The following is a 25167-nucleotide window of genomic DNA, read 5'->3' as shown; positions in this document are numbered from 1 at the left end:
GTAGGCACCGCCGCCCGACCGTACCGCCAGGGGGTCACATGGAGCACCAGAGCACGACCAGGAGACACCTCACCGAGAGCGAACTCCGGTCGCTGGTCCGGCGCGGCTTCGGTGAGCGCACAGTGATCACGGACTGGCGGGAACTGACCGGCGGCACCTACAACGCGGCGTACGGCGTGACCCTGGGTGAGAGCACCGAACTGGTACTCAAGGTCGCGCCGTCACCCGAGCTGAAGCTGCTCAGCCACGAGGTCGACCTGATGCGCACCGAGGTCGACTTCTACCGCCGGGCAGCCCGGGTGGTGAGCGTGGTGCCCGAGGTCGTCTACGCCGACTTCGAGCGGGACCTGATCGGCACCGACTTCGTCTTCCTCAGTCGGATACCCGGAACGGACCTCGGGGGCCGCCGGGACGAGCTGACCCCGGCCCAGCTCGCCGACGTACGCGGTGAGATCGCCGCACACGCCGCCCGGGTGCACACGGTCACCGGTCCGGCGTACGGCTATCCACTGCGCGGCAGCCGGAGCTGGCAGCCGTCCTGGCGGGCCGCCTTCGGGGCGATGGTCGACGACATCCTCGCCGACGCCATCCGGCTGGGCAGCGCGCTACCCGCCACGCCGGACCGGATCGGCGACCTGATGCGCCGGCACGCCGACGTCCTCGACGAGGTGCACCGCCCCGCGCTGGTCCACTTCGACCTCTGGGACGGCAACGTCTTCGTCGCCGACGATCCTGCCGGTACGGTCCGGGTGACCGGCCTGATCGACGGCGAACGGGCCTTCTTCGGCGACCCGCTTGCCGAACTGGTCTCGATGACGCTCTTCCGCGACCTGGAGGACGAACCGGAGATCCTCGCCGGCTACGCCTCCGCCGGGCACGGCCAGCTCGAACTGACCGCGTCGGCCCGTCGCCGGCTCACCCTCTACACCAGCTATCTCTATCTGATCATGTGCATCGAAGGCGCCACCCGGGGCTGGGAGGGGCCGGAACGCGTCGAGTACGAGCGATGGCTCGCGGGCCTGCTCGACGCGCAACTGGGCCGACTGGACCAGGTCCGGCAGGACTGAGACGACGCCACACCGTCGCCCCGGCGACCGGACGCGGCAGGTCAGCGGGGCAGTGCCTGCTGGAGTTCGGCCCGCAGCGCCGGCGTGAGCATCTCACCGGCCGCCTTGGCCAGCTTCGCCATCTCGTAACCCACCACGCCGATGTCGGCGTCGTTGGCGGCGAGGGTGGCCAGGATGGAGCCGTCCCGGATCTGCATGACCAGGAAGTATCCCCGGCCCATCTCGACCACCGTCTGCTTGACGATGTCGCCGTCGAACATCTCCGCTGCTCCGGTGGTGATGCTGGACAACCCGGACGTGACCGCGGCGAGCTTGTCGGCATGGTCCCGGGGCAGGTGCTCGGAGACCGCCACCAGCAGTCCGTCGGCGGAGACGACGATCGCGTGCGCCACTCCGGGTACCCGTTCCGTGAACCCGCTCACCAGCCAGTTCAGATCCCGCGCCTCTTGACTGAGCGTGTTCAATACTTCTCCTCTTCGGTGCGCGCGCCGGCCGGCGCCATGGGTATCACCATCGTGTCTTCCGCCTCGGCCCGGCGGAGACCACCGTAGTACCGCGACAACATCCCGCCCACCTGCTCCGGATCCGGCTCCTCACGCTGGATCGGCGGCCTGGGCTGGGCAGGCTCCGCCTTCACTCGGAGCTGGGCCATCGGCACCCGGATCGGCAGCCCGTTGGCGTTGGTACCTCCGGTCACCGGCACCGCCGGTGGGGCGTTGCCGGTGACCGGCTCCGCGGACGCGGCACCGGCACCGGCAGCCGGGAGCGCCGCGCTCCCCTTGCCCTGCCGGGACCACCAGGTACTCGCCGGTGCGGAACCGGCACCGGCGGCCATCCCGAGCACGTCCTCGGCCCGGGTCGGAGTCTCCCGGCGCCCCGTGCGGCGCAGCGGGCCGCCGTCAGCGCCCTCGGCCGGCCGGCCGGTCGACGCATCCGTGCCGTTGGAGCCGGCGACCGTACCCGCGACGATCTCGAGCATCCGCCGTCCCGAGCCGCCCGCCGGCTCCACCGCCGGGGCCGGGGCGAGCAGGTTCGCCGGCAGCCAGACCGCCGCGACCAGTCCACCCTGCTCGTTGGTGCGCAGCCGCACCCGGACGCCCTGCCGGGCGGCCAGGTGGCTGACCACGAAGAGACCCATCCGCTCCGACGCGGCGACGTCGGCGGCCGGCGGTACCGCGAGCATCTGGTTGGCCCGCTCCAGCGCGGTCGGGCTCATCCCCAGCCCCTGGTCGACGATCTGCACCAGCACGCTGCCGTCCCGCTGCAGGGCCGTGTCGACCTGGACCACCGTGTCCGGGCGGGAGAAGGACGACGCGTTCTCCAGCAGCTCGGCGAGCAGGTGCACCAGGTCGGCGACGGCGTGTCCGACGACGTACAGCTCGTCGGCGACCCGGTGCCGGATCCGCTGGTACTGCTCGATCTCGGCGACCGCCGCCAGCACCACCGTGGCGAGCAGCACCGGACGGTTCCACCGCCGGGTCGCCTCGGTGCCGGCCAGCACCAGCAGGCTGTCGTCGTTACGGCGCATGCGGGCGGCGAGATGGTCCAGTTTGAACAGGTTGTCGAGCTGGTCCGGGTCGCTCTCGTCCTGCTCCAGCTCGTCGAGCAGCTCCAACTGCCGCTCGACGAGCACCTGGCTGCGTCGGGCCAGGTTGACGAACATGGCGTTGACGTGTCGACGCATGACGGCCTGTTCCAGCGCCACGGTCACCGCGCTGCGGTGCACCGCGACGAACGCCTCGGCCACCTCGCCGATCTCGTCCATCGACCGGACGTCGGCCGGTGGCACCTCGAACTCGCTGGCGACCGGATCGACCCTACGCAGCCGTTCCAGCGTCTCCGGCAGCTCGACCTGGGCCACCCGCAACGCCTGGCTGCGCAGCATCCGCAGCGAGCGCGCGATGGAGCGGCCGATCGCGATCGAGGTGAACAGGGCGGCCAGCAGTACGCCCAGCACACCGACCGCGGTGAGCAGGGTACGGCGCAACTGCTCGGTACTGCGGGCGTCGGCCAGCCCGACCGCGTCGTCGACGGCACCCGCCTCCACCTGGCGGAGCAGATCCTGGCGCTGCTGGCTCGTCGTCCACCACTTGCCGGGTTCGAGCACCGCGGCGGTACGCCCACCGGCGGAGAAGGTCGTCTCCTCCATCCGGACCGCGGCCACGAAGTTCGGGTCGGTCGAGACCTGGTCGTAGCGTTCGATCTGCCGGTCGGTGGCCGAGAGCCGGAAGCCGGCGAGGCCGGTGAGCTGCTGCGCCCGCAGGTCGGAGAGTGTCACCAGGTCGTTCTGGTCGTACCGGCCGGCCCGGGCCGCGGCGTAGAGCTGGCCCCGGATCCGCGAGTTGATTTCCTTGACCCGGGCGAACTCGACGTAGCGCAGCACCGCGTCGGTAAGGTCGGCCCGGTCCGTACCGGGCGACGGCTCGGCCAGCAGGACCAGCAGCACCTCGATCGTCCGGTCGTACTCGGCGAGCACCGGGTCCGGGTTCGAGCCGGCCGCCGGCACCGAGGACCGGATCTCCGGCAGCCGCTGCAGTGCGTTGTCGACCCGGTCGTAGGAGATCCGCCACGAGGCCTCGCCCTGGGCCAGCGGCGACGCCGCCGTACGGAACCGGTCGGCGGCACGGTCTGCGGCCGGGTAGACCGACTCCAGCGCCGGCAGCGGGCGACCTGGCTCGACAGGCTGTGACGCTCCGGCGTTCAGGGCCGCCAGCTCCCCCGCCGTCTGGTCCCGCTCGCGCTGCAACTCGTGCACCAGCGCGGTGATCTCGCGGCCGACCGTCACCTGGTCGGCGAACTCGTCCAGCAGGTCGGCCTGGCTCACCAGCGCGCCGGTCTGCGCCCCGGCGAGGACCAGGAACGCGACCGACGGGACCACGAGGACGGCGCCCAGCTTGGTACGCATCCGCCAGTCCCGCAACCGAAAGGGCGACCTGCGGCGATGCGGCACCACCCGGACGTCGAGGCGGCGCCGGCGGTGACGCGAGACGGCGCCGTGTGACGGGTCCGGGGCCACAGCCACCATGCCTCCTACCGTCCTCGATGCGGGGCGCGCCAAGGAGCGGAGCTATTTCAATTCAGGCCTGGACCTGCTGTCAATGATCAGGGGGGCGGAACAGCTCACGAAGGATACTGCGGGCGATCAGATCTTGTCGCTGTCGCCGACTCGTCCTCAGCCGTCCGGACGATACGCTCAAGCCCGGACGCTCCGTCCAGTCGTCCGATCGCCACCAGAGCCGCGCCAACCGCACCGATCTCCGGATTTCGGACGTGATGCACCTCGCGCGGGGCCAGCGCGACCGAAAACGAGCGCCGCCACCACCCGGAGGCGGCGACCGCGCCGCCACCCAGGACCACTTGGACCGATTTGTCCAGCGTGGACTCGATCGCCCCGACCCCGGCCGCGACCTGCCGACAGAGCGCGTCCATCAGTCCGGCCAGGATGTCCACGGCCGTGGTGTTGAAGCTCAGCCCGGACAGCCCACCGGAGCCGGCCGGGGCGAGCCCGGGTGGACGGTCGCCACCCAGCCGGGAGTCGGCGGGTATGCCGTCGCCGGGCGGCACCCGGGCCAGCGCCCGGTCGAGCTCCGGCCCCTCGGGCAGCCGCAGCTCCCGGCTGGCCCAGGCGTAGAGGTTGCCGCCGCCGGAGTAGGCGGTGCCGGTCACCACGTGCTGGTGGTCCACCCGGTAGCGCCACAGCTCCTCCGGCAGCGGCGGCAGCTCGACGCCCGCCGGGGCCGGCTGGACCAGCCGGACGGCCGCCGAGGTGCCGACGGTGACCGCCGCACGTCGACTGTCGTAGCAGCCGGAGCCCACGTTGGAGGCGGCACCGTCGCCGCTGGGCGGTGCCCACCGGGCGTCCCGCAGCGCCGGCCAACGCCGGGCGTACTCGGGGCGGAGCCGGCCGTGCCAGGCCAGCGGAGCCAGCGTCGGCAGCTCGCCCCGGCGTACCCCGGCCAGCTCGCACGCCTCCGTGTCCCACTCCAGGGTCCGCAGGTCGAGCAGGCCGGTACCGGAGGCCTGGGAGATCGACATGACCGCCTCGTCGAGCAGCCTGCCGAGGACGTACTCGACCAGGCCGGCGAAGTGGATCCTGACGTCGCCGCACCGCTCCCGCAGCCAGGGCAGCCGCACCGACCAGTAGAACCGGTGCCACCAGGTGCCGGTACGCCTGTGGTAGTCGTCCGGATCCGCCGGCCCGGTCACCCCGGCCGGTGCGGTGGCGCGGGTGTCCAACCAGGTCAGCACCGGGCCGAGCGGCTCACCGGCGGAGTCCAGCGGCACCGCCGAGTGCCACTGCGCCGAGGCGACTACCAGGCCCACCCCGTCCAGCTGACCGGCGGTGGACAGCTCGTCGAGGCACTCGACGAGGGCGGCGAGGTAGGCCGGCCCGTCCAGGGTGGCCCCGCCGTCACGCCCGATCATGACCTTGGCCGGTCGGCGGGCCAGCGCACCGGGCAACGGCCGGGCGGCCGCGTCCAGCACCAGGCCACGCACCGACGACGTACCGAGGTCGAGAGCGAGAATTCTCATCGACGAGAACCGTACCGGTTCGGCGGTGCCGACCAGGGCAGGGACGGACGGTACCGGCCGGACGGGCCGCGTCGCAGGGCGCCGGAGGGCGCCCACCTGGTGGACAGCTGGGCCGAAGGGGTGCCACCCGGGGCGGTGTCTGACCTAGACTCGGCCCGTGCTCGCGCGACTCAACTCCTGGTGGCCCGCCATTCCGGCGGCCGACCTCCGCGCGTAGCGATCTTCGACGCGGCCGCCCCACGCGGCGGCCGCCAGGGTTCCCAGCACGTCTCTCCGGCCACCGCTCGGGACGGCCCCCGGCTGTGAGGGACGACCGATGACCCTGCTCGACCACCTGCTCCGCACCATCGCCGGCGGCACCGACCCCGGCCCGTTCGCCCTGCTCCGCCGGGACGGTGCCACCAACCTGGAGGTCTTCACGGGGGTGCCGCGCACCGCCGGCAGCCTCGCCGACATCCCCCTGCCGGCCGGGCCGGCCGGACCGCGCACCCTCGCCGTGGTGCCGTACCGGCAGGTCGCCGAGCGCGGCTTCGCCTGTGTCGACGACGGCGCCCCGCTGGAGTGTCTGGTGCTCGACGAGCCCGAGCGGGTCCCGCTGGCCGACGCCCTGGCGGCCCTGCCCGAACTGCCGGTACCGGTCCGGGACGCCGGTTTCGACATCCCCGACCCCGAGTACGCGGAGATCGTCGACCGGGTGCTGCGCGACGAGATCGGCCAGGGCGAGGGAGCGAACTTCGTCATCCACCGCTGCTACCTAGGCACCCTGGCCGGCGCGCCGCTGCCGGCGGCGCTCGCCGCACTGCGCCGGTTGCTGACCGGCGAGCGGGGCGCCTACTGGACGTTCCTGGTCTACACCGGCAGCCGGATTCTGGTCGGCGCCTCCCCGGAACGGCACGTCAGCGTCGAGGACGGGCTGGTCATGATGAACCCGATCAGCGGGACGCTGCGCCACCCGGGACGGCCGGCGGACCGGGAGGAGCTGCTGCGCTTCCTCGCCGACCCGAAGGAGATCGACGAGCTGTACATGGTGCTCGACGAGGAACTGAAGATGATGGCGACAGTGGCCGAGCAGGGCGGCCAGGTGATCGGGCCGTACCTCAAGGAGATGGCCAACCTGACCCACACCGAGTACCTGCTCGCCGGGCGTGGCTCGCTCGACGTCCGGGAGGTGCTCCGGGAGACGATGTTCGCGCCGACAGTCACCGGTTCGCCGATGGAGAACGCCTGCCGGGTGATCGCCCGGCACGAGCGGCGTGGCCGGGGGTACTACGCGGGCGTACTCGCGCTGCTCGGCTTCGACGAGGCCGGCCGGCAGACCCTGGACGCGCCGATCCTGATCCGTACCGCCGAGATCTCGCCGGCCGGGCGGTTGCGGGTGCCGGTCGGCGCGACCCTGGTGCGGCACTCCACCGCCGCCGCCGAGGTGGCCGAGACGCACGCCAAGGCCGCCGGCGTGCTGACCGCGCTGGGCCTGCTGCCGGCGCCGGCCGGCCCGGACGACGAGCGGTCCGGCGCGGCTGCCCGGGCCGGCGTTGGGCCGCAGCGGACCGGACCGGCACCCGCCGCCGAGGTCCGGCTCGCCGACGACCCGGCGGTACGGGCGGCGCTGGCCGCCCGCAACGCCGGACTCGCCCCGTTCTGGTTGGAGCAGCGGACCCCGGGTGCACCGGTACCACCGGAGTTCGCCGGCCGCCGGGTGATGGTGGTCGACGCGGAGGACACCTTCACCGGCATGCTCGCGCACCAGTTGCGGGCACTCGGCCTGACCGTGGTGGTCCGCCGCTGGGCCGAGGTCACCGAGCCGGGCGGGTTCGACCCGGGCAGCGTCGACCTGACCGTGCTGGGGCCGGGGCCGGGCGACCCGGGACACCCGACCGATCCGAAAATGATCGCCCTGCGCGACCTGGCCGGCCGGTTGCTCGACTCCGGGGCGCCGATCCTCGGCGTCTGCCTCGGGCACCAGGTGCTGGCCGCCCGGCTCGGCCTGACCCTGCACCGGCGCGCCGCCACCTACCAGGGACTCTGCCGAGAGGTGTCGCTCTTCGGCACCGTGGCCCGGGTCGGTTTCTACTCCAGCTTCACCGCGCTTGCCGACACCGACCGGCTCGACACGGTGTACGGGCCGGTGCGGCTGGCCCGGGACCGGGGCGACGGTGCGGTGCACGCGCTGCGCGGACCGACGTACGCCGGGGTGCAGTTCCACCCCGAGTCGGTGCTGAGCCGGGACGGGATGGCGGTGTTGACCGAGCTGGTGGGTCCGCTGCTGCCGACCCCGTCCGGGGCGCGGGCGCATACTTCCCGGCATCCCGGGTAGGCATTCGCAAGCCGGTGGTCCGGGCGGGTTGAGAGCCCTCGTCCGGGCCGCCGGTCCGCGTGTGCCGCCCTCCCGAGTGGGCGTGGGACCATGGGATCCGTCCCGGGCTGCTCCGTCGGCCCCGGCGAGCCCCTGGTCCGGTGCGTTGGAGGTCTGCTGCGATGTCCGGCAACGCCCTGTCGACCGGACCGGCCGGCGACGTTCCGGAGTCCGCCTCGCCGGGTCCGGCCGAGCCGGGCAGTTGGGCCATGCGTTACCGGTTCTGGGACCTCTACTTCGGGCTGGTCGCGCTCGGTGTCGCCGGTGTCGTGGTGGTGCACGGCATCGACTCGTCGTCGCGGCTCGCGGCACTGCTCCCGCTGGTCGGGCTGACCGGCTGGTACGTCGGCTTCGGCCGTCACCTCATGCGCGACGAGATCGAGGACCGGCGCGGGTACGTCTATCTCGGCGTTGCCCTGCTGCTCTACGTACCCGCCGTACTGCTCGACGGGACGGTGTCGTTCCTGCTCTTCGCGCTCTGCCCGCAGGCGTACATGGTGGCGGCTCCGGTGCCGGCCACGGTCGCGGTGGTCGCGTTCAACTCGGTACACATCGCGGCGATGCTGGCCAACGGTGTCGAGCCGGTGGAGGTGGTGACCGGCCCGCTGCCGATCGCGGCTCTGATCGTGGTCTTCTCCGCGACCCTCGGCACCTGGAGCCAGCGGGTGGTCGCGCAGAGCCAGGAGCGGGCCCGGCTGATCCGCGAGCTGGACCGGTCCCGTTCGGAGGTGGCCCGGCTCTCCCACGAGGCAGGCATGCTGGCCGAGCGGCAGCGGCTGGCCGGCGAGATCCACGACACCATCGCGCAGGGTCTGGCCAGCGTGGTGTTGCTGGTGCAGGCGGCCGACGACGACGTGGACACCGATGCGCAGCGGGCACACCGGCATCTGGCGCTCGCCGCGCGTACCGCCCGGGAGAACCTTGCCGAGACGCGTGAGTTGATCGCGGCATTGACCCCGTCGGCGCTGGCCGGCACCTCGCTTACCGACGCGCTCGCCCGGCTGGTCGACCGGTTCACCGCCGAAACCGGCATCCCGACAGACTTCCGGTATGTCGGCGATCCCATCCCGCTGGGCACGTCGATCGAGGTGGTGTTGCTGCGAGCCGCCCAGGAGTCGCTTACCAACGTCCGCAAGCACGCCGCGGCCGGGACGGCCTCGGTGCGGCTCGACTTCGGGCCGGACCGGGTGCTGCTCACCGTCACCGACGACGGCCGTGGCCTGGCCGCGACCTCCGGCGACGGTCCGACCCCCGGCGGTTACGGGCTGACCGCGATGCGGGCCCGGGTGGCGCAGGTGTCGGGGACGCTCACCGTCGGTCCGGGCACCGCCGAGGGAGCCGGCACCACGGTACGGGTCGAACTGCCCGCCTAGTGCCTCGTCTTTGACGGTTGATGGGGTGGTCGTTTAGGTGTGGGGCACCTTGGGCGAGGTGTTTTCCAGCCGTTGTGATCGTGTCGGTGATCCGTCATTCGGATCACGGTTTCAGGCCGTGAGCGATCGGCGGCGGAGCCGGGGGTGGTCGGCGCGGAGACTGTCGAGCTGGGTGCACAAGCGGGGCACGGAAGCCGGGGTTGCCGACGGCGTGCCGCGGTTCGGGTCGACCGCCAGGCAGGGGCCGGGGGTTCGGGCAGCCCGGGAGGGTGGGCACACAAGCGGGGCAGCTCGACAGTCTCCCCGGCGCATATCCCCACCCCACACCCGACCCGACGTCAGAACGCCAACCCAGAGATACCTGGCGGCACCGGATCACCCGATCAACCCGCAAAGACGAGGCACTAGCTGTAGCGACCGTCGACGGATTCGCCCTGCCGGGCCCAGGTGTCGAGGCCGGTCAGCACCTCGCGGAGGCCGGCACCGCGCGCGGTGAGGAGGTAGCTGATCCGGGTGGGTGGCCCGGGCTCCACCCGGCGACGCAGCAGTCCCTCGTCGGCGAGTTCGCGCAGCCGTTCGGTGAGCACCCGCCGGGAGACGCCCGGCAGGGCCTCGGCGAGGTCGCGGAACCGGGCCTCGCCGTGGCCGAGCACGTGCAGCAGGTCGAGAGTCCAGCGCCGGCCGAGTGTCTCCAACGCGGCCGAGGTGGCCGCCGGTGGTCGCCGCTCGACAGCGATTACTTTTTCCAACCTGGTTTCTTGTTTCACGACTCGTCGACCGTCCGGGCCTGACGAGCCGGTCGGGGTGGACCCGCCGGGCGGGACAGGCTCGCCGCTGAGAAAGACGCCGATGCCGTCGAGTACCCGGGCCAGGCCGAACTCGAAGTCCTGCCGTACGGTCGCGGGTGCGGCGCCGACCTGTTCGGTGAGGCGGGACAGCACCGGAAACCGGCCGGTGTCGAGCAGCCGGGTCAGCGTCGGCGTCTGGGTCGCCCACCACTGCTCGGCGTCGACACCGGTCCGTCGCTCCTGCTCGGCCTCGGTCTGCACGTAGCGGGCGGCGCCCTGCACGTAGTCGCTGACGGTCAGGTAGACCTGGAGCATCCTCGCCGGGTCGAGCCCGAAGCCGTCGACCGCGCCCAGCACCCACTCCACGCTGGCCAGCACGTTCGGTCCGAGCGGTGGGCGACCGGTGCCCGCCACGATCGGCAGCACCCACGGATGCCGCCGGTACATCGCCCACTCCCGGCGGGCGGAGAGTTCGAGCCTGGCCCGCCAGCCGGCCGGGGCCGGCTCCGGATAGTCGATCTCGCCGAAGACGTTCTCCACCATCAGATCGATCAGCTCGGCCTTGCCCGGCACGTACCGGTAGAGCGACATCGCCCCGGCGTCCAGGGCGGCGGCGACCCGACGCATCGAGAGAGTCGCCAGGCCGTGCGCGTCGGCGAGCCCGACCGCCACCCGCACGATGCGGTCCAGACTCAGCCCCGGGCCGGTCCCGTCACCCTCGCCTGCCATCCGCCCGTCCCGATCGTCGCTACCCGGTACGCATCCTCGCGTACACTGTACCCACGATCCCCCGAGGGTGACGAGGTGACGATGACCGAGACGATGGCGGTACGCCGGGCCGGGCTGGCCGACGCCCGGGCCGTTGCCGAGGCGGTGGGCCGAGCAGGGCTGGACGAGGCGGTCTTCAGCTGGGTGGTGCCGGACGAGGCCGCCCGCCAGGCGTGCACGCAGGCGTGGGTGGAGTTCGCCCCGGCCTGGGTCTCCGGGCTGCTGGAGATCGGCGAGATCCTGCTGATGCGGGACGGTTCGGCAACGATCGGCGGCCTGTCGGTCTGGGAGTTGCGCGGTCCCGGGCGGGACGCGTCGGGCACCGCCGTCGACCCGGTGGAGGCCGAGCGGCAGGCCGCCTTCCTCGACCGGGCGTACGGCCGGTACGCGCCCCGGATGGCCCTGGTCGAGGAGCTGATCGCGGCCCGCCACCCGGACGGGGAGGCACACTGGTACCTCCAGCAGATGGCCGTACTGCCGGCACTGCGTGGCCGGGGACTCGGCGGTGCGATGCTTCGCCACCAGCTCGGCCGGGCCGACGCCGACGGGATCGGCACCTATCTGGAGGCGAGTTCACCCCGCAACCGCGCCCTCTACCAGCGGCACGGCTTCCGGGCACAGGGTGAACCGATCCGGCTGCCGGACGACGGCCCCACCCTCCAGCCGATGTGGCGCGACCCGCAGCCACCCCACCCCACAACCGGCAACTGACCTCACGACCGGCGGCTCAGGCCACGACCGGCGGCTCAGGCCACGACCGGCGGCTCAGTCCACGACCGGCGGCTCAGTCCACGACCGGCAGCCGAGCCTACGGGCAGCGGCGCAGCCCACGACCGGCAACTGAACCGACGGCCCGCGACCGGGCCGGGGATCCCGGAGCGCGCCCGCCGGGCGGTCAACCGCCCTCGAAACCCTCGCGGCCGGTCGAGCGGGTGCTGGCCAGCCAGATCCCGAAGCCCATCGCCAGGATGGCGGGCACCTCGACCAGGAGCCGAAGGCCGCCGAAGGAGAGCGTCTCGTGGAAGGCGGTCACCCCGATCACGACGCTGGCGACCGGGTCCACCAGGGTGATGGCGGTGAGCGGCGCGGCGAGTGGACCGTTCTGAAAGGCGTTCTGGTTCAGCGCGACCGAGGCGAACCCGACCACGGCCAGCGCGTACAGGTGCCAGTCGGTGAGCGTCGAGAACGGGTCACGGGTGATCCGCTCGGCGACGGTCTTCAGCAGCGAGGCGGTACCGGCGTAGAGCAGCCCGCTGGCGATGCCGAGCAGGGTTCCCCGGGCGGCGCCGGTGGCCCGGTGGGCGAGGAGCAGGCAGAGCGCGACGAGCGCACCACCGATCAGCGCGACTCCGAGCCAACCCATCACTGACGGTTCGGCCACTCCAGCCCGGGGTCGGGCGGCGATGAGGAAGACGGTCAGCCCGAGTACGCAGGCGGCGACCGCGGTCACGTCCCTCGGATGCGGTCGCCGGTGGTCCAGAGCCGCCTCCAGCGGGATCGCCAGGAACATCCCGCTGATCAGCAGGGGCTGGATCAGGGTCAGCGGCCCGAACCGGAGGGCGAGCGCCTGGAGGACCGTGCCGGCCAGATCGGGGATCTTGGCAAACAGCCAACTCTTGCGGCGCAGCAGCCGGATCAGCAACCTCGGATCGGCGGTGGCGTGCTGCGGCTCCCGTCTCGCGGCACGCTGTTGCAGGGCGGCCCCCAGGGCGAAGCAGGCGGCGGCACCGAGCGCCAACACGACCGCCTGGGTGTTCACGTGACGGTCCCGGCGGCCGGCGGCGACCCGCACTCCGTACCCACACAGCTACGCTACGTGGTGAAATCGCCTGCCACGGACGGTTCCGAGCGCCGGTCGACAACCCGTCGCCGGTACGGCTCGACCATGATCCGGTACGGCTCGACCAAGATCCAGCACGGCGGCGGTGCCCGGACCGACCGGGAGATTCCCGGCCCGCCCGAGCACCGCCGATGCCGAGCCCAAGTCCCGGTCGGCCCCGACGCACGAAACGGCTCAGGAGGCGAGCGCTCCGCCGGCCCGCCCCTCGTGCAGGGTGAGGTTGCGGCCGTTCGACGGGTCGAACAGATGGATCTTCTCCAGGTTGAACCAGATCCGGTGGTTGCCTCCCTCGGCAACCGGAGACTCCGCCGACAGTCGGGTCACCAGGTTCCCCGCCCCGCCGCCGAACCCGTCCGCGCCGACGTCGGCGGCGAGTTCCTCCAGCTCCGCCGCGCTGGCCCGCTCACCCTCGACCGTCAGGTAGACGTACTTGTCGGAGCCCATCGACTCGACGATCTCGACCGGCGCCTCGAACTCCATCCCCCGGCCCCGGCTCTGCTCGTCGATCAATCCGGCGTCCTCGAAGTGCTCCGGCCGGATGCCGAGGATCAGCTCCCGGGGAGCGTCCTCGGCGGCCAGCTCCCGACGGAGCCGGTCCCCGAGGGGTACGTCGCCGATCGCCGTCCGCAACCTGTCGTCCTCGACCGCGGCGTGCAGGAAGTTCATCGACGGCGAGCCGATGAACCCGGCGACGAAGAGGTTCGACGGGTGGTCGTAGAGCTCCTGCGGCGGGCCGACCTGCTGCACGGCACCGCCCCGCATGATCACCACCCGGTCGCCCAGGGTCATCGCCTCAGTTTGGTCGTGCGTGACGTAGACGGTGGTGGTGCCGAGCTTCTTCTGCAACCGGGACACCACGGTACGCATCTGCACCCGCAACTTGGCGTCGAGGTTGGAGAGCGGCTCGTCCATCAGGAAGGCCTTCGGGTTGCGGACGATCGCCCGCCCCATCGCCACCCGCTGGCGCTGCCCGCCGGAGAGGTTCGCCGGCTTGCGGTCCAGCAGCGGGGTCAGCTCCAGCACCTTGGCCGCCTCGTTGACCTTCTGCTCGATCGTCGCCTTGTCCAGCTTGGCGAGCCGGAGCGGAAACGCCATGTTCTCCCGGACGGTCATGTTGGGATAGAGGGCGTACGACTGGAAGACCATCGCGATGTCCCGGTCCCGGGGCGCCTTGTCGTTGACCCGTTCGCCGTCGATGCGCAGCTCGCCGGAGCTGATGTCCTCCAACCCGGCGATCATGTTCAGGGTGGTCGACTTCCCGCAGCCCGACGGGCCGACCAGGATCACGAACTCGCCGTCGGCGATCTCCAGGTCGACGTCCCGGACCGCGACCGTCCCGTCCGGGAAGCTCTTGCTCACCTTGTCCAGCACGATGTCAGCCACTGCGACCTCACCCCTTGACGGCGCCGGACGTCAGGCCCGACACGATGCGACGCTGGAAGAACAGCACGAACAGAATGATCGGAACCGTGATCACCACGGCGGCGGCGGAGATCGCCCCGGTCGGGTCCTCGAACTGCGACTCCCCGGTGAAGAACGACAGCGCCACCGGTACCGTGCGGGACCGCTCGGTGGAGGTCAGCGAGATCGCGAAGAGGAAGTCGTTCCAGCAGAAGATGAAGACCAGGATCGCGGTGGTGAAGACTCCGGGGGCGGCCAGCGGTGCGATGACCCGCCGAAACGCCTGGCCCGAGGTGGCGCCGTCCATCTTGGCGGCCTTCTCCAGGTCCCACGGGATCTGCTTGAAGAACGCCGAGAGCGTGTAGATGGCCAGCGGCAGCGAGAAGGTGATGTACGGCAGGATCAGCCCCGGCCAGGTGTCGAAGAGCCCGAGCGACCGCTCGATCTCGAACAGCGGCGAGACGAGCGAGACCTGCGGAAACATCGCGATCAGCAGGGAGACCCCGACAAGCGCCTTCTTCCCCGGAAAGTCCAGCCGGGCCACCGCGTACGCGGCCATGGTGCCGAGCACCACCGCGATGGTGGTGGCGATCAGGGCGATCCCGATCGAGTTGCCCAGCGCCCGGACGAACTGGTTGGTGGAGAAGATCGTGCGGTAGTTGTCGAGCGTCCACTCCCGGGGGATGAAGTTTCCGTCGGTGAGCGTGCCGGTGGTCTTGAACGACAGCGACGCGATCCACAGCACCGGGACCAGCGCGAAGACCACCACCACGACGTCCAGCAGTCCCCACCGCCACTTCGCGGCGGCAGTGCTCTCACTGGCAGCCATTAGAGCTTCCTTTCGTTCGCGACTGCGGTGCTCCGCTTCGCTGCGCTCCTCGCGCTCACCGGCGGCTTCCTTTCGTTCGCGACTGCGGTGCTCCGCTTCGCTGCGCTCCTCGCGCTCACCGGCGGCTCCCCTCGTCAGTGCTGCCCGGAGCAGCCGTACCGAACAGCTTCACGAAGATGAACGCGATGATCGCCACGGCCAGGAAGATCAGTACCGACATGGTCGACCCGATCCCGAGGTTGAGCCCGCGCATCAGGTTGTTGTAGGCGAGCATCGACACCGATGACGTCTCGTTCGACCCGGCGGTCAGCACGAATATGTTGTCGAAGACCCGGAACGCGTCCAGGGTGCGGAACAGCAGCGCCACCAGGATCGCCGGCTTCATCACCGGCAACATGACCTTGACGAACCGCTGCCAGGCGGTGGCGCCGTCCATCGAGGCTGCCTTGAGCAGGTCCTCCGGCACCAGCGCCAGCCCCGCCATCAGCAGCAGCGCCATGAACGGGGTGGTCTTCCAGATCTCCGCCAGCATGATGATCGCCAGCGCGCTGGCCCGTTCGGTGAGCGGCGCCCCCTCGCCGAAGAGGTTGGCCAGATATCCGGTGCCGGGCGTCCAGGCGTACCGCCAGGAGAAGGCCGCGACGACAGTGACGATGCCGTACGGGATGAGCGCCGAGGTGCGGACCAGCCCGCGCCCGACGATGGTCCGGTGCATCACGATGGCCAGCCCCATGCCCAGCACCAGTTCGACGGCGACCGTCACGACGGTGATCAGCATGGTCACCCCGAACGCGGTCCACCAGTAGTCGTTGGTCAGCACCGTTACGTAGTTCGCCAGTCCGACGAACTCCCGCTCGTCCGGGAACTTGAGGTCGAAGCGCTGCAACGACAGCCAGACCGAGTAGAGGATCGGATAGGCGGTCACCGCCAGCATCACCAGCGCGGCCGGGGCGCAGAGCAGCCAGCCGAGCCGACGCTCGGCCCGCTTCCCCTCGCTCAGCGGCGCCCGCGCGGCCCGGCCGCCGCGCCGGGGCGCCGGCACCGGGCCGGTCGTCCCGGCCCGGTCGGCAGCGGTCGCGGAAGCGGAATCGGCTTGCGTGCTCACGGCAGCACCCCCTTGGAGTCGAGCGCGTCCTGGGTCGCCTCGCGCATCCGGTCCGCGGTCTTCACCGGGTCGATCGCCGACGGCGGCGAGAGCGTCGCCGACAGCACGGTCGAGATGTTCTGGTACGCCGGACTGCGCGGCCGGGTCGCCGAATCCTTCAGCTCCTCCAGGATGGTGTCCCGCATCGGGTACGCCTCGGCCATCTCCGGCTCGGCGTAGACGCTCTCGATGGTCGGCGGCACCCCGTCGTTGATCGCGGAGAACTTCTGGTGCTCGGCATTGCGCAGGCAGGTGGCGGCGTCGAAGGACTCGTCAGGATGTTTGGTGTAGCGGCTGATCCCGAGGTTGAACCCACCGATCGTGACCTTGCTCGGTGTCCCGGGCTCGACGCCCGGATAGCGGGCCCACTTCACCTTCTTCGCCAGCTCCGGGTCGGCCTCCTGCATCGCCGGATAGACGAACGGCCAGTTGAGCTGGAACGCGCCCGCCCCGGACTGGAAGTCGAGCCGGGCCTGGTCCTCGATCGTGTTCGAGAAGGAGGATGTGGTGATTCCGGCGGTGGCGAAGTTCCGCAGCACCTCCAGGGCCCGTACGGCACCCTCGTCGAAGACCGCCTTGCTGCCGTCGTCGTTGATGATCTGGCCGCCGGCGCTGGCCACCAGGGTGTTGTAGAGCACCACCAGCCCCTCGTACTGGGCACCCATGGTGATCACCCGGTACGGCTGGCCGCGCCCGCGCAGCTCCTGGGCCATCCTGATCATCTCGTCCCAGGTCTGCGGCGGCTGCGGCACCAGGTCGGAGCGGTACCAGAGCAGTTGCACATTCGTGTTCTTCGGCGCGGCGTAGAGCCTGCCCTCGTACCGGGCGGTCTCCAGCGGGCCGGCCAGGGTGCCGCGCTCGACCTCGGCCTGACGCTCGCCGGTCCACTCCAGCAGCCAGCCCGCGCTGGCGAACTCCTGCGTCCAGGTGACGTCCAGGCCCAGGATGTCCATCCCGGTGTCCTCGGCGGCCAGCCGCCGGACAAGTTGCACCCGCTGGTCGTCGGCGGCCCGGGGCAGCACCCGGTACGCGATCCGGTAGCGTCCGCCCGCCTCGGCGTTGCAGTCGTCGACGACCTTCTGGATGTTCTGCTCGGTGGTGTAGTAGAGATTGATCGTCGGCACGCCGCCGTCGTCGTCACCGGAGCCGCAGGCGGCAAGCGGTGCCAGCAGCGTCAGCCCGGTCAGCGCCGCCGCGAGCCGGCGGCGCCCGGGGGTACGCCACCGCAGCTCAGACATGGCGGCGCCCCGTTCCCGTTCCGGCTGGTTCCCCCACGTCGGCGTCCGCCGATCGTGACCGCGGACGATGTCCCACCGACCACAGGTAGCGCATCCGGTGACCGCTCATCGCGCCGTTCTCCCCTCCACGACGCCGGGGCGGCGTCCGTCCCGGCACACGGCGAAAGCACCCCGCCTCTGGCCGCAGGCGAACCGCCGGACCGGGCGTAGGTGTCGGACTCCCCCACTGCCCCACCGCCCACGAGCCGAAACATCGACATCCCTCAGCGCCAGTGGTCCGCCGCGCCGATCCGGGCTCCACTGTGGTATTCCCGGCCGGCGGCGCCTCGGATACCGTGGGTGCAACCTCCGGTGCCAGCAGGTCGCCGTCGACGCCGACCGCCCGGTGGACCGGCCAGCTCGCCCGCGTGGCGCGTCCCGGCCCCGACCCGTCCCGGGCGGCAGGTTCCGATAGGCGAAACGCGCCCCCGTTCCCGCGATCCACGGGCAGGATCGTCCGCAAGAGGAGGTGCCGCCGTGCAGCACACCCGCACGCTCACCCTGGCCTTCGAGGTCAACGGGCCACCGCCGGTCAAGACCGAGGCACTGTCGATCTTCGCGGCCGGGCATCGGCAGGCCGCCCGGGTCCGTACCCTGCTCCAGGCCGCCTGCGCCGCCGCGCAGCGCAGCGGCTGGACGGCCCTGACCGGACCGGTCGCCCTGGAGATCGTGCTGCGCTGCCCGCCCGGTCGACGGACCTCCGACGCCGCGACCCTGATCGGCGGGATCGGCGCCGTGCTCCAGGACAAGAAACGGGCCGCCGACATCGGCCTCGCCCACCTCGGGGTACTCGCAGACGTGGCGCTCTACGTCGACGACCGGCAGGTCCAGCAGGTCTCGTACCGGGAGGAGCCGGCCGAGGAGCTGTCGTACCTCGTCCGGGTGACCAGCCTGCGGCCCACCGCCTGAGCCAGACCGGTTTGCCCCCTGCCCATCGCTGGGTACGCGGACGCGACCGGCGGGTGACGGGGAACCGGCGGGGCAACGACATCGGCGACGAAGGGAGCGGTCATGTCGGAGCCACACGTCACGCTCGACCCCACCGGGCTCGACCCGGCGCGGCAGCATCTGCACGGACCGCTGGAGGAACAGCTCAACTCCGCGTTGCGGGCGGCCACCGAACGGGTCCGGGCCGACTATGCCGGTGAACCGGTCGAGGAGGTCTGCCGCCGGCTGCTCGACGAGACCCGGTCGGGGCTGCATCCGGACATCGCGGCCGGATTCACCCCGGACATGGACGAGTTCTGCCGGGTGGCCGTGGCGATAGTCCGCCGCGATCCCGCCTAGCCCCGCTGACCGGCGACGGGAACTCGGCCAAGATCGATGACTGTCGGCGCGGAGCGTTGGCCGTGAACCTCTGGCCTCCGTACACTCAGTGCGCCGTCACGGCCGACCGTGCGCGTCCCGCGTCCCCCTGCACCGGATTTGGTCGATCTCTACGGGAGGCTCAGTGCCCGCACTGCCGTCAAGCGTGCCCGCCGCGGTGCTCGACACCACCTCCACCGCGCTGCTGACCACGGCGGAGAACGGCGAGGTCACCTGGTACAACCGGGCGGCGCAGCGACTCGGCCAACTCGTCGGCGCGGACATCGGCTCGCTGCCCTTCGACACCGCCACCCCGGGCGGGCCGCCGGTCGAGCTGCGCTGCCAGACGGCCGGCGGCACGGTACGGCACCTGCGGGTGACCTGCCGGCGGCTGCCGCCGCTGCCGCGTACCGCCCCGGAGCCGGACGGCCAACTGGTGTACGAGCTGGTCGATGTCACCGAGCAGCGCGCTGACCAGCGCCGCGCCGAAGACTACGCCTGGCGGCTGTCCCACATCGAGCAGTTGGCCCGGGTGGGCACCTGGGAGTGGCACCTCCCCACCGACCAGGTGGTCTGGTCGCCCACCCTGAAGGCGATGATCGGGCTGTCCCCGGAGACCGCGCTCGACTACCCGACCTACCGGACGATGGTCCACCCCGACGACGTCGAGATGATCGAGGCGACCCTGCACCAGGCGATCCGGGAGGCCACCCCGTTCACCTACACCCATCGGATGTACCAGGCGAACAGCCGTCAACTGCGCGTCCTGGAGTGCTACGGCGAGGTCTTCACCGACGAGTCCGGCGAGCCGTTGCGGATGCTCGGTACGGCGCACGACATCACCGAGATCCGCCAGGTCCAGGACGAGCTGGCGTACCTCGCCGAGCACGATCCGCTGACCGGGCTGCCGAACCGGCGGGCGCTGACCGCGAGGCTGAGCCAGCTCACCAGTGCCGGTGGCGCGACGGCGGCGGCACTGCTGCTGATCGACATCGACAACTTCAAGGACATCAACGACCTGCGCGGGCACGCCATCGGCGACGAGGTGCTCCGGCTGCTGGCCCGGCTACTTCCGGACCACCTGCCCGCCGAGGCGGTGCTCGGCCGCCTCGGCGGGGACGAGTTCGCAGTCCTGCTTCCCTGCTGTGACGCCGACCGGGCGCTGGCGATCGGGGCGGGCCTCTGCGACCTGGTCGCGCACACCCCGCTCGCGGTGCGCGGCGAGCCGCTGCGGGTGACGCTGAGCATCGGCGCCGCCCCGCTGGACACCGCGGACGACGACACCCTGCTGCTCGCCCACGCCGACCTGGCGCTCTACCAGGCCAAGGGCGAGGGTCGGAACCGGGCCCGGCTCTTCGCCCCGGAGCAACAACGGCAGGCGGCCCACCGGGTCGACCTGGTCTCCCGGGTACGCCGGGCGCTGGACACCGGCCAGTTGCAACTCGACGCCCAGCCGATCATCGACCTCGGCGACGACCAGGTACGCAGCTACGAGCTGCTGATGCGGGTACGCGACGACCACCAGCGGCAGATCGGTCCCGGGGACTTCCTGCCGGCGCTGGAGCGTGGCGACATGATCTACGAGCTGGACCGCTGGGTGGTGGAGACCGCCACCGGGGCGCTCGCCGCGGCCCGGGCCGCCGGGGTGGAACTGCGGCTGGACGTCAACATCTCCAGCCGCTCCCTCGAGGATCCGAGCTTCGGTGACTGGGTGGTCGGCACCCTGGCCGCGGCCGGCGTACCGGCGACCCAGCTCGGCCTGGAGATCACCGAGACCACCGCCATCGCCAACCTGGCCGCGGCCCGGCGGCTGGCCTCCACGCTCACCTCGGCCGGCTGCCGGTTCAGCCTGGACGACTTCGGTGCCGGATACGGCTCCTTCGTCTACCTCAAGCACCTGCCGTTCAGCGCGGTCAAGATCGCGGGCGAGTTCGTCCGGCACGTCGACCAGGGCGGTTCCGACCCGATCCTGATCGACGCCGTGGTCCGGGCCGCGCACGGGCTCGGGATGCGGACCGTCGCCGAGCACATCGACCGGCCCGAGTTGGTGCCGGTGCTTCGCGACCTCGGGGTGGACCGGGGTCAGGGCTACCACCTGGGCCGGCCCGAGCCGCTGCGCGAGTTGATGGCCCGGACCATCGCCCGGGCCGGGGTCTCCGCGACCATCCGGTAGCCGCGCGATCAGTCGGCGGCCAGCGCCACCACCTCGTCGGCGCAGCCCCAGCCCAGGGTGACCCCGGCACCGCCGTGCCCGTAGTTGTGGATCAGCGGGGCGGGGCCGGCCAGCCCGGAGGCGTCCCGGGCCAGCCGGGCTCCGCCGAGCCGGCCGGGCCGCAGCCCGGCGAGCTGCCCGAGCACCGGTGCGGTGGCCAGTTCGGGGACCAGCGCGACGCACCGGGCCAGGATCGCCGCCGCAGCCTCGTCGTCGGGCCCGGTCTCCGTCCGGTACGGCTCGAAGGTGCCGCCCAGCACCACGTCCCGCGAGCGCGGGTGTACGTAGGTGATGCCGGCGGGACTGTGCTCGTCGCGGGTCGAGGTGTCGAGTCCGGGGTTGCCGACCAGCACGATCCGCCCCCGGATCGGGTGCACGGCCGGGTCGCCGGCGAGTTCGCCGGCGGCCAGCCCGGTGGCGTTGACCACCAGTGGTGGCCGCCGCACCGAGGGCCACAGCTCGGCTGCGATCGCAGGCACGTCGGCGAGCCGGTCCACCCGGTACCGGCGGACCGGCACCTCCAGCCGGGCGAGCCTGTCGACCAGCCAGCCGAGGTACGGGCCCATCTCGACGCTCGGCACGGTGAACCGCCACTGCCCGGCGTACCCGTCCGGCGGCGCGACTGTGCGGAAGTCGGGGACCGCCGAGGCCCACCACGGGTCAGCGGTCACTGGCTCGCGCAGCAGCATCCGGGTCGGCCGCATCACCACCCCCGGCACCTCCTGCCGGGCCTGTCCGGCGAGCACCTCGAAGGTGCACCGGGCCCAGCCCAGCACCCGGGGGTCACCGCTGGTCCGGGTCGGATACCACACCGCGGCGGCGATCCGGGAGACGGTGTCGGCGGGTTCGTCGGCGGTCAGCACCGCCACCCGGGCACCCGCCTCGGCCAGGCGCACCGCGCTGGTCAGCCCGATCACTCCCGCGCCCAGCACCATGACGTCGCGCATCAGACCAGCCTGCCGGTCGACTCCGGCGCAAAACAACCTCCCGCAGGGTAATCGAGTTCTCACTCAATGTCCATACAGGAAGACCCCTAAACTGCGCCGGAACCCCGTAAGTAAATAAACTCCCTTGACGGGGGATCAATGAGGGTTTCTGCGCATGAAAGGTACGACTATGCTCAGGACCGTGAGGGAAGAGATGGACCGCGAACTCAGCGCTTCCACCCGGACCCAGCGCTACGTGGTGGTGTCCGAGGTGGTCGTCGAGGTCGAGAACGACTATCGGCTTCGGGCGGCGGCACTGGTCAAGCTGGATGCCGTGGCATCCAGCACCCCGGAAGGGCTGGAGCGGATGCGCAGCCGCATCGAGGGCGACACCGCGGTCGCGCTCGACTTCCTCACCGATCCCGTCGCGGCGATCGCCGCTGCCGACGGCATCCGCGCGCACGGCCACGGCATCCGGGTGCGTCGATATCTTCCCCGGGACGACGGCGATGGCGACCCCGGCAGCAAGCAGCGGTGACGGCCCCGGCCGGCCGGGGCACCCCGGCCGCCGGGCTCACCGGGGCAGGATCCGCTCCACAAGCAGCGGGACCAGCCGGTCCGCCTGGTCGTCCAGATAGAAGTGCCCGCCGGGCAGCGAGTGCACGTCGAGCCCGGCGCTGGTGTGCACGACCCACCGCCGGGCGTCGGCGGTGGTGAAGGTGTGGTCCCGGTCCCCGACGATCGCGGTGATCGGGCAGTTCAGCGGCTCGCCGGCCGCGTAGTGATAGGTCTCGATCAGCCGCAGGTCGCTCCGGACCATCGGCAGCGTCAACTGCCGGATCTCGTCGAGTTCCAGCAGCTCCACGCCACTGCCGCCAAGCTCCCGAAGGTATGCGACCACCCCGTCGTCGTCGCGCAGGTGCACCCCGATCGAATGTCGGGCCGACGGTGCCGGACCGGCCGACGCGAAGAGCCGACGCACCGTCAACGAGTCGCTGCGGCGCAACCGCCGGGCCACCTCGAAGGCGACCACCGTACCCATGCTGTGTCCGAAGAAGACCACCGGTCCGGTCAGTTCCCGCTCGACCGCCGCGACGATCTCGTCGACGAGTACGGCCATGTCGTCGATGACCGGCTCGCCGTAGCGGTTCTGCCGGCCCGGATACTGCACCCCGATCACCTCTATCGCGTCGGGGACCAGTTCCGCGAAGCGCCGGTAGCCGGCCGCCCCGCCACCCGCGTGCGGGAAGCAGACCAGCCGGACGGTGGCCCGGGGCGCGGCCGCGAAGCGGAGGAACCAGTCGTTCGTGACCCTGCCGTACGTGCTCACCGGTGCGGCCCTTTCCCTCGGTGGAGTCTTTCCGGGCGGAGCCGGGCGGTCACCCGTTCTCCTTGGCGTCCGGGCCGGAGCGGCTGCCGAACGTCCGGTCCAGTGCCGCGTACCGCTCGTCGGCCGTCTCCTCGTCCGCGGCCTGCTCCATGGCGAGCGCCCGGACCAGATCGTGGAAGAAGTACCGTGCCTGGCTCGAACCGTCGACCTGGACGACGTCCAGCAGTCGGGCGTCGACGAGTTGCTCCAGCAGCTCCCGCGCGGTGGCGAGGGTGACGTCGAGCAGCACCGCTGCGGTCCAGATGGCGAACCGGGGCGCGTCCAGCAGGGCGAGCAGCCGGAAGGCGCGCCGGGCCGGCTCGTCGAGGCCCTGGAGGCTCAGCGCCACGCTGGCCCGTACCTCCAGGTCACCGATGCGCAGCTCGTCCAGCCGCCGCCGCTGGCTGGAGAGCCGGTCGGCGAGCCGGGCCAACCGCCAGTGCGGCTTGGCGGTGAGCCGGGCACCCGCGATGCGTACGCCGAGCGGCAGGTGACCGCAGAGTTCGACGATGCGTACCGCCGACTCCGGCTCGGCGGCCACCCGGGCGGCACCCACGATCTTGGAGAGCAGTTCCAGCGCCTGCTGGTGTTCGAGGACGTCCAGGTCGATCAGGGGTACGCCCTCCAGCGCCGCCAGCCGGGCCCGGCTGGTCACCATCGCCGCGCAGGTCGGGCTCTCCGGCAGCAGTGGGCGTACCTGCTGCTCGCTGGCGGCGTTGTCGAGCAGTACCAGCACCCGCCGCCCGGCGAGCCGGTTCTGGTAGAGCTGGATCCGGTCCGCCATCGACGGTGGGATCTCCGACGCCTCCACCCCCAGCGCCCGCAGGATGGTGCCGAGCAGGTCGACCGGGTCCGCCGGCTGTGGTCCGGCGCCGCGCAGGTCCAGATAGATCTGCCCGTCCGGGTACGACGACCGCAGCAGGTGCCCGACGTGGATCGCCAGGGCGGTCTTGCCCAGCCCGGCCATCCCGCCGATCACGCAGGCGAGCCGCCGTCCACCGTTGTCCGCCCGGGTACGCAGCAGTGCGACCACCTGGGCGGCCTCCCGGTTCCGGCCGGTGAAGTCCGCCACGTCCGGCGGGAGCCGGGCCGGCAGCGGCTCGGCCGGGGTACGCCGGACGGCCACCCGGACCTCCGGCGCCGGCAGGGTCAGCGACGCCTCGGCGGCCAGTATCGACTTGTGCAGGTCCTGTAGCTCGCGTCCCGGGTCGATCCCGAGCTCCTCGGCGAGCAGGTGCCGGTAGTCCTGGTAGCTGGCGAGCGCGTCGGCCTGCCGGCCGCACCGGTAGAGCGTCAGCATGAGCTGGCCGCGCAGTTGCTCGCGCAGCGGGTCCGCCGCGACCAGCCCGGTCAGCTCGACGACCAGCCGTCCGTGCTGGCCGAGCGCCAGCTCCGCGTCGATCCGGTCGCCGAGCGCGGCCAGCCGCGCCTCCTCCAGGCGGGGCCGCTCCGCGTCGCTGAGGAACTCGGTCACCCCGGCGAGGGCGGGGCCGCGCCACAGCGCGAGAGCGTCCCGCAGCGCCTCGGCGGCCTCGGCCGGCCGGCCCTCCGCGAGGGCGTCCCGACCCCGCGCCGCGAGCTGCTCGAAACGCACCAGGTCGAACCGCTCTGGTGCGACCCGCAGCACGTAGCCGGGGCGCTGCCGGACGATCTCGGCGTCCGGCGCGAGCTTGGCGCGCAGCCGGGACACGTAGGTCTGGATCTGCGCGGCGGCGGTGACCGGCGGGTCGTCGCCCCAGAGCACCACGGCGAGTCGCGAGTCGGAGACCACCCGACCCCGGGCCAGCAGCAGAGCGGCGAGCACCGTGCGTACCTTGGAGGCGCTCAGCTCGACCAGACCTGTCGAGTCGACCACCTCGACCGAGCCGAGGATGCGGAATTCCATCTCTCCCGGTCGGGGGTGGCCGGCCGTCCCCGGGTCGGTGGAATCGACAGGTGCCGGAGTCGGCGGGGTGTCGAACATCAGGGCCTCCCGCCGGATG

At 71.9% G+C, this 25167-nt stretch carries 20 protein-coding genes; 8 read left to right on the top strand and 12 right to left on the bottom strand.

Annotated elements, in window-relative coordinates; genetic code table 11:
* Positions 1-38 precede the first annotated feature (38 nt).
* Positions 39-1067: an aminoglycoside phosphotransferase family protein gene (locus CLT71_RS01105; RefSeq protein ID WP_101365438.1), complete on the top strand. Its 1029-nt coding sequence runs from the start codon at positions 39-41 to the stop codon at positions 1065-1067.
* A 41-nt stretch (positions 1068-1108) separates the two neighbouring features.
* On the opposite strand, the gene CLT71_RS01100 is transcribed toward CLT71_RS01105, so the two are convergent.
* From CLT71_RS01100 to CLT71_RS01090, 3 genes are all read right to left on the bottom strand, one after another.
* Entirely contained in the window at positions 1109-1531 is a 423-nt protein-coding gene (locus CLT71_RS01100) for a roadblock/LC7 domain-containing protein (protein ID WP_101365437.1), read from the bottom strand.
* The gene (locus CLT71_RS01095; protein WP_486482967.1) at positions 1528-3972 is read right to left on the bottom strand and encodes a sensor histidine kinase; all 2445 of its coding nucleotides are present in this window, start codon (positions 3970-3972) and stop codon (positions 1528-1530) included. Before CLT71_RS01095 ends, CLT71_RS01100 begins: the two co-directional genes overlap by 4 nt.
* A gap of 215 nt (positions 3973-4187) precedes the next feature.
* Positions 4188-5600 (bottom strand): FGGY family carbohydrate kinase, encoded by a 1413-nt coding sequence (locus tag CLT71_RS01090; protein WP_101371028.1) that lies wholly within the window; start codon positions 5598-5600, stop codon positions 4188-4190.
* Positions 5601-5916: 316 nt separating this feature from the next.
* Here CLT71_RS01090 and CLT71_RS01085 point away from each other — a divergent pair, with 316 nt between their 5' ends.
* Both CLT71_RS01085 and CLT71_RS01080 read left to right on the top strand, forming a co-directional pair.
* Positions 5917-7914, top strand: a complete 1998-nt coding sequence (locus CLT71_RS01085) for an anthranilate synthase family protein (protein ID WP_101365435.1) — start codon at positions 5917-5919, stop codon at positions 7912-7914.
* A gap of 161 nt (positions 7915-8075) precedes the next feature.
* Entirely contained in the window at positions 8076-9326 is a 1251-nt protein-coding gene (locus tag CLT71_RS01080) for a sensor histidine kinase (RefSeq protein ID WP_486482966.1), read from the top strand.
* Positions 9327-9730: 404 nt separating this feature from the next.
* Here CLT71_RS01080 and CLT71_RS36865 read toward each other — a convergent pair whose 3' ends face one another.
* Positions 9731-10843 carry a TetR/AcrR family transcriptional regulator C-terminal domain-containing protein gene (locus CLT71_RS36865; protein WP_158242143.1) on the bottom strand — a complete coding sequence of 371 codons (1113 nt, stop codon included), beginning with the start codon at positions 10841-10843 and terminating at the stop codon, positions 9731-9733.
* 81 nt (positions 10844-10924) lie between these two features.
* Here CLT71_RS36865 and CLT71_RS01070 point away from each other — a divergent pair, with 81 nt between their 5' ends.
* Positions 10925-11593, top strand: coding sequence for a GNAT family N-acetyltransferase (locus CLT71_RS01070; protein WP_101365434.1), 669 nt, complete (start codon positions 10925-10927; stop codon positions 11591-11593).
* A gap of 184 nt (positions 11594-11777) precedes the next feature.
* Here CLT71_RS01070 and CLT71_RS01065 read toward each other — a convergent pair whose 3' ends face one another.
* The 5 genes from CLT71_RS01065 to CLT71_RS01045 form a co-directional block, all read right to left on the bottom strand.
* Positions 11778-12641 (bottom strand): DMT family transporter, encoded by an 864-nt coding sequence (locus CLT71_RS01065; protein WP_143743317.1) that lies wholly within the window; start codon positions 12639-12641, stop codon positions 11778-11780.
* 255 nt (positions 12642-12896) lie between these two features.
* Positions 12897-14105 (bottom strand): sn-glycerol-3-phosphate ABC transporter ATP-binding protein UgpC, encoded by a 1209-nt coding sequence (locus CLT71_RS01060; protein WP_101365432.1) that lies wholly within the window; start codon positions 14103-14105, stop codon positions 12897-12899.
* A gap of 7 nt (positions 14106-14112) precedes the next feature.
* Positions 14113-14952 (bottom strand): carbohydrate ABC transporter permease, encoded by an 840-nt coding sequence (locus tag CLT71_RS01055; RefSeq protein WP_101365431.1) that lies wholly within the window; start codon positions 14950-14952, stop codon positions 14113-14115.
* A 115-nt stretch (positions 14953-15067) separates the two neighbouring features.
* Positions 15068-16057 (bottom strand): carbohydrate ABC transporter permease, encoded by a 990-nt coding sequence (locus tag CLT71_RS01050; protein WP_486482965.1) that lies wholly within the window; start codon positions 16055-16057, stop codon positions 15068-15070.
* Complete coding sequence (locus CLT71_RS01045) at positions 16054-17334, bottom strand: ABC transporter substrate-binding protein (protein ID WP_101365430.1); 1281 nt, start codon at positions 17332-17334, stop codon at positions 16054-16056. The genes CLT71_RS01050 and CLT71_RS01045 overlap by 4 nt, the downstream gene beginning before the upstream one ends.
* Positions 17335-17850: 516 nt before the next feature.
* Between CLT71_RS01045 and CLT71_RS01040 the strand changes: the two genes are divergently transcribed.
* From CLT71_RS01040 to CLT71_RS01030, 3 genes are all read left to right on the top strand, one after another.
* Positions 17851-18282, top strand: coding sequence for a hypothetical protein (locus CLT71_RS01040; protein WP_101365429.1), 432 nt, complete (start codon positions 17851-17853; stop codon positions 18280-18282).
* Positions 18283-18384: 102 nt separating this feature from the next.
* On the top strand, positions 18385-18660 hold the full coding sequence (locus tag CLT71_RS01035; protein ID WP_101365428.1) for a hypothetical protein: 276 nt from the start codon (positions 18385-18387) through the stop codon (positions 18658-18660).
* 163 nt (positions 18661-18823) lie between these two features.
* Positions 18824-20851, top strand: a complete 2028-nt coding sequence (locus CLT71_RS01030) for an EAL domain-containing protein (RefSeq protein WP_143743316.1) — start codon at positions 18824-18826, stop codon at positions 20849-20851.
* A gap of 8 nt (positions 20852-20859) precedes the next feature.
* On the opposite strand, the gene CLT71_RS01025 is transcribed toward CLT71_RS01030, so the two are convergent.
* Positions 20860-21837: an FAD-dependent oxidoreductase gene (locus CLT71_RS01025; protein WP_101365426.1), complete on the bottom strand. Its 978-nt coding sequence runs from the start codon at positions 21835-21837 to the stop codon at positions 20860-20862.
* 193 nt (positions 21838-22030) lie between these two features.
* Between CLT71_RS01025 and CLT71_RS01020 the strand changes: the two genes are divergently transcribed.
* On the top strand, positions 22031-22354 hold the full coding sequence (locus tag CLT71_RS01020) for a hypothetical protein (RefSeq protein WP_101365425.1): 324 nt from the start codon (positions 22031-22033) through the stop codon (positions 22352-22354).
* Between the two features lie 36 nt (positions 22355-22390).
* On the opposite strand, the gene CLT71_RS01015 is transcribed toward CLT71_RS01020, so the two are convergent.
* Both CLT71_RS01015 and CLT71_RS01010 read right to left on the bottom strand, forming a co-directional pair.
* Positions 22391-23146, bottom strand: coding sequence for an alpha/beta fold hydrolase (locus tag CLT71_RS01015; protein ID WP_101365424.1), 756 nt, complete (start codon positions 23144-23146; stop codon positions 22391-22393).
* Between the two features lie 49 nt (positions 23147-23195).
* Entirely contained in the window at positions 23196-25148 is a 1953-nt protein-coding gene (locus CLT71_RS01010; RefSeq protein WP_101365423.1) for an AfsR/SARP family transcriptional regulator, read from the bottom strand.
* Positions 25149-25167 lie beyond the last annotated feature (19 nt).

The sequence above is a fragment of the Plantactinospora sp. CNZ320 genome (assembly GCF_002846275.1).
Note: the sequence above shows the minus strand (reverse complement) of the source record. Positions and strands in the feature narration are given on the sequence as shown.

Bases quoted from the DNA above. Each gene is read 5' to 3' on its own strand.
- CLT71_RS01010 (WP_101365423.1), bottom strand. From the start codon at position 25,148: ATGTTCGACACCCCGCCGACTCCGGCACCTGTCGATTCCACCGACCCG.
- CLT71_RS01105 (WP_101365438.1), top strand. From the start codon at position 39: ATGGAGCACCAGAGCACGACCAGGAGACACCTCACCGAGAGCGAACTC.
- CLT71_RS01020 (WP_101365425.1), top strand. From the start codon at position 22,031: ATGGACCGCGAACTCAGCGCTTCCACCCGGACCCAGCGCTACGTGGTG.
- CLT71_RS01085 (WP_101365435.1), top strand. From the start codon at position 5,917: ATGACCCTGCTCGACCACCTGCTCCGCACCATCGCCGGCGGCACCGAC.
- CLT71_RS01070 (WP_101365434.1), top strand. From the start codon at position 10,925: ATGACCGAGACGATGGCGGTACGCCGGGCCGGGCTGGCCGACGCCCGG.
- CLT71_RS36865 (WP_158242143.1), bottom strand. From the start codon at position 10,843: ATGGCAGGCGAGGGTGACGGGACCGGCCCGGGGCTGAGTCTGGACCGC.
- CLT71_RS01045 (WP_101365430.1), bottom strand. From the start codon at position 17,334: ATGTCTGAGCTGCGGTGGCGTACCCCCGGGCGCCGCCGGCTCGCGGCG.
- CLT71_RS01090 (WP_101371028.1), bottom strand. From the start codon at position 5,600: ATGAGAATTCTCGCTCTCGACCTCGGTACGTCGTCGGTGCGTGGCCTG.
- CLT71_RS01095 (WP_486482967.1), bottom strand. From the start codon at position 3,972: ATGCGTACCAAGCTGGGCGCCGTCCTCGTGGTCCCGTCGGTCGCGTTC.
- CLT71_RS01025 (WP_101365426.1), bottom strand. From the start codon at position 21,837: ATGCGCGACGTCATGGTGCTGGGCGCGGGAGTGATCGGGCTGACCAGC.
- CLT71_RS01080 (WP_486482966.1), top strand. From the start codon at position 8,076: ATGTCCGGCAACGCCCTGTCGACCGGACCGGCCGGCGACGTTCCGGAG.
- CLT71_RS01035 (WP_101365428.1), top strand. From the start codon at position 18,385: ATGTCGGAGCCACACGTCACGCTCGACCCCACCGGGCTCGACCCGGCG.
- CLT71_RS01055 (WP_101365431.1), bottom strand. From the start codon at position 14,952: ATGGCTGCCAGTGAGAGCACTGCCGCCGCGAAGTGGCGGTGGGGACTG.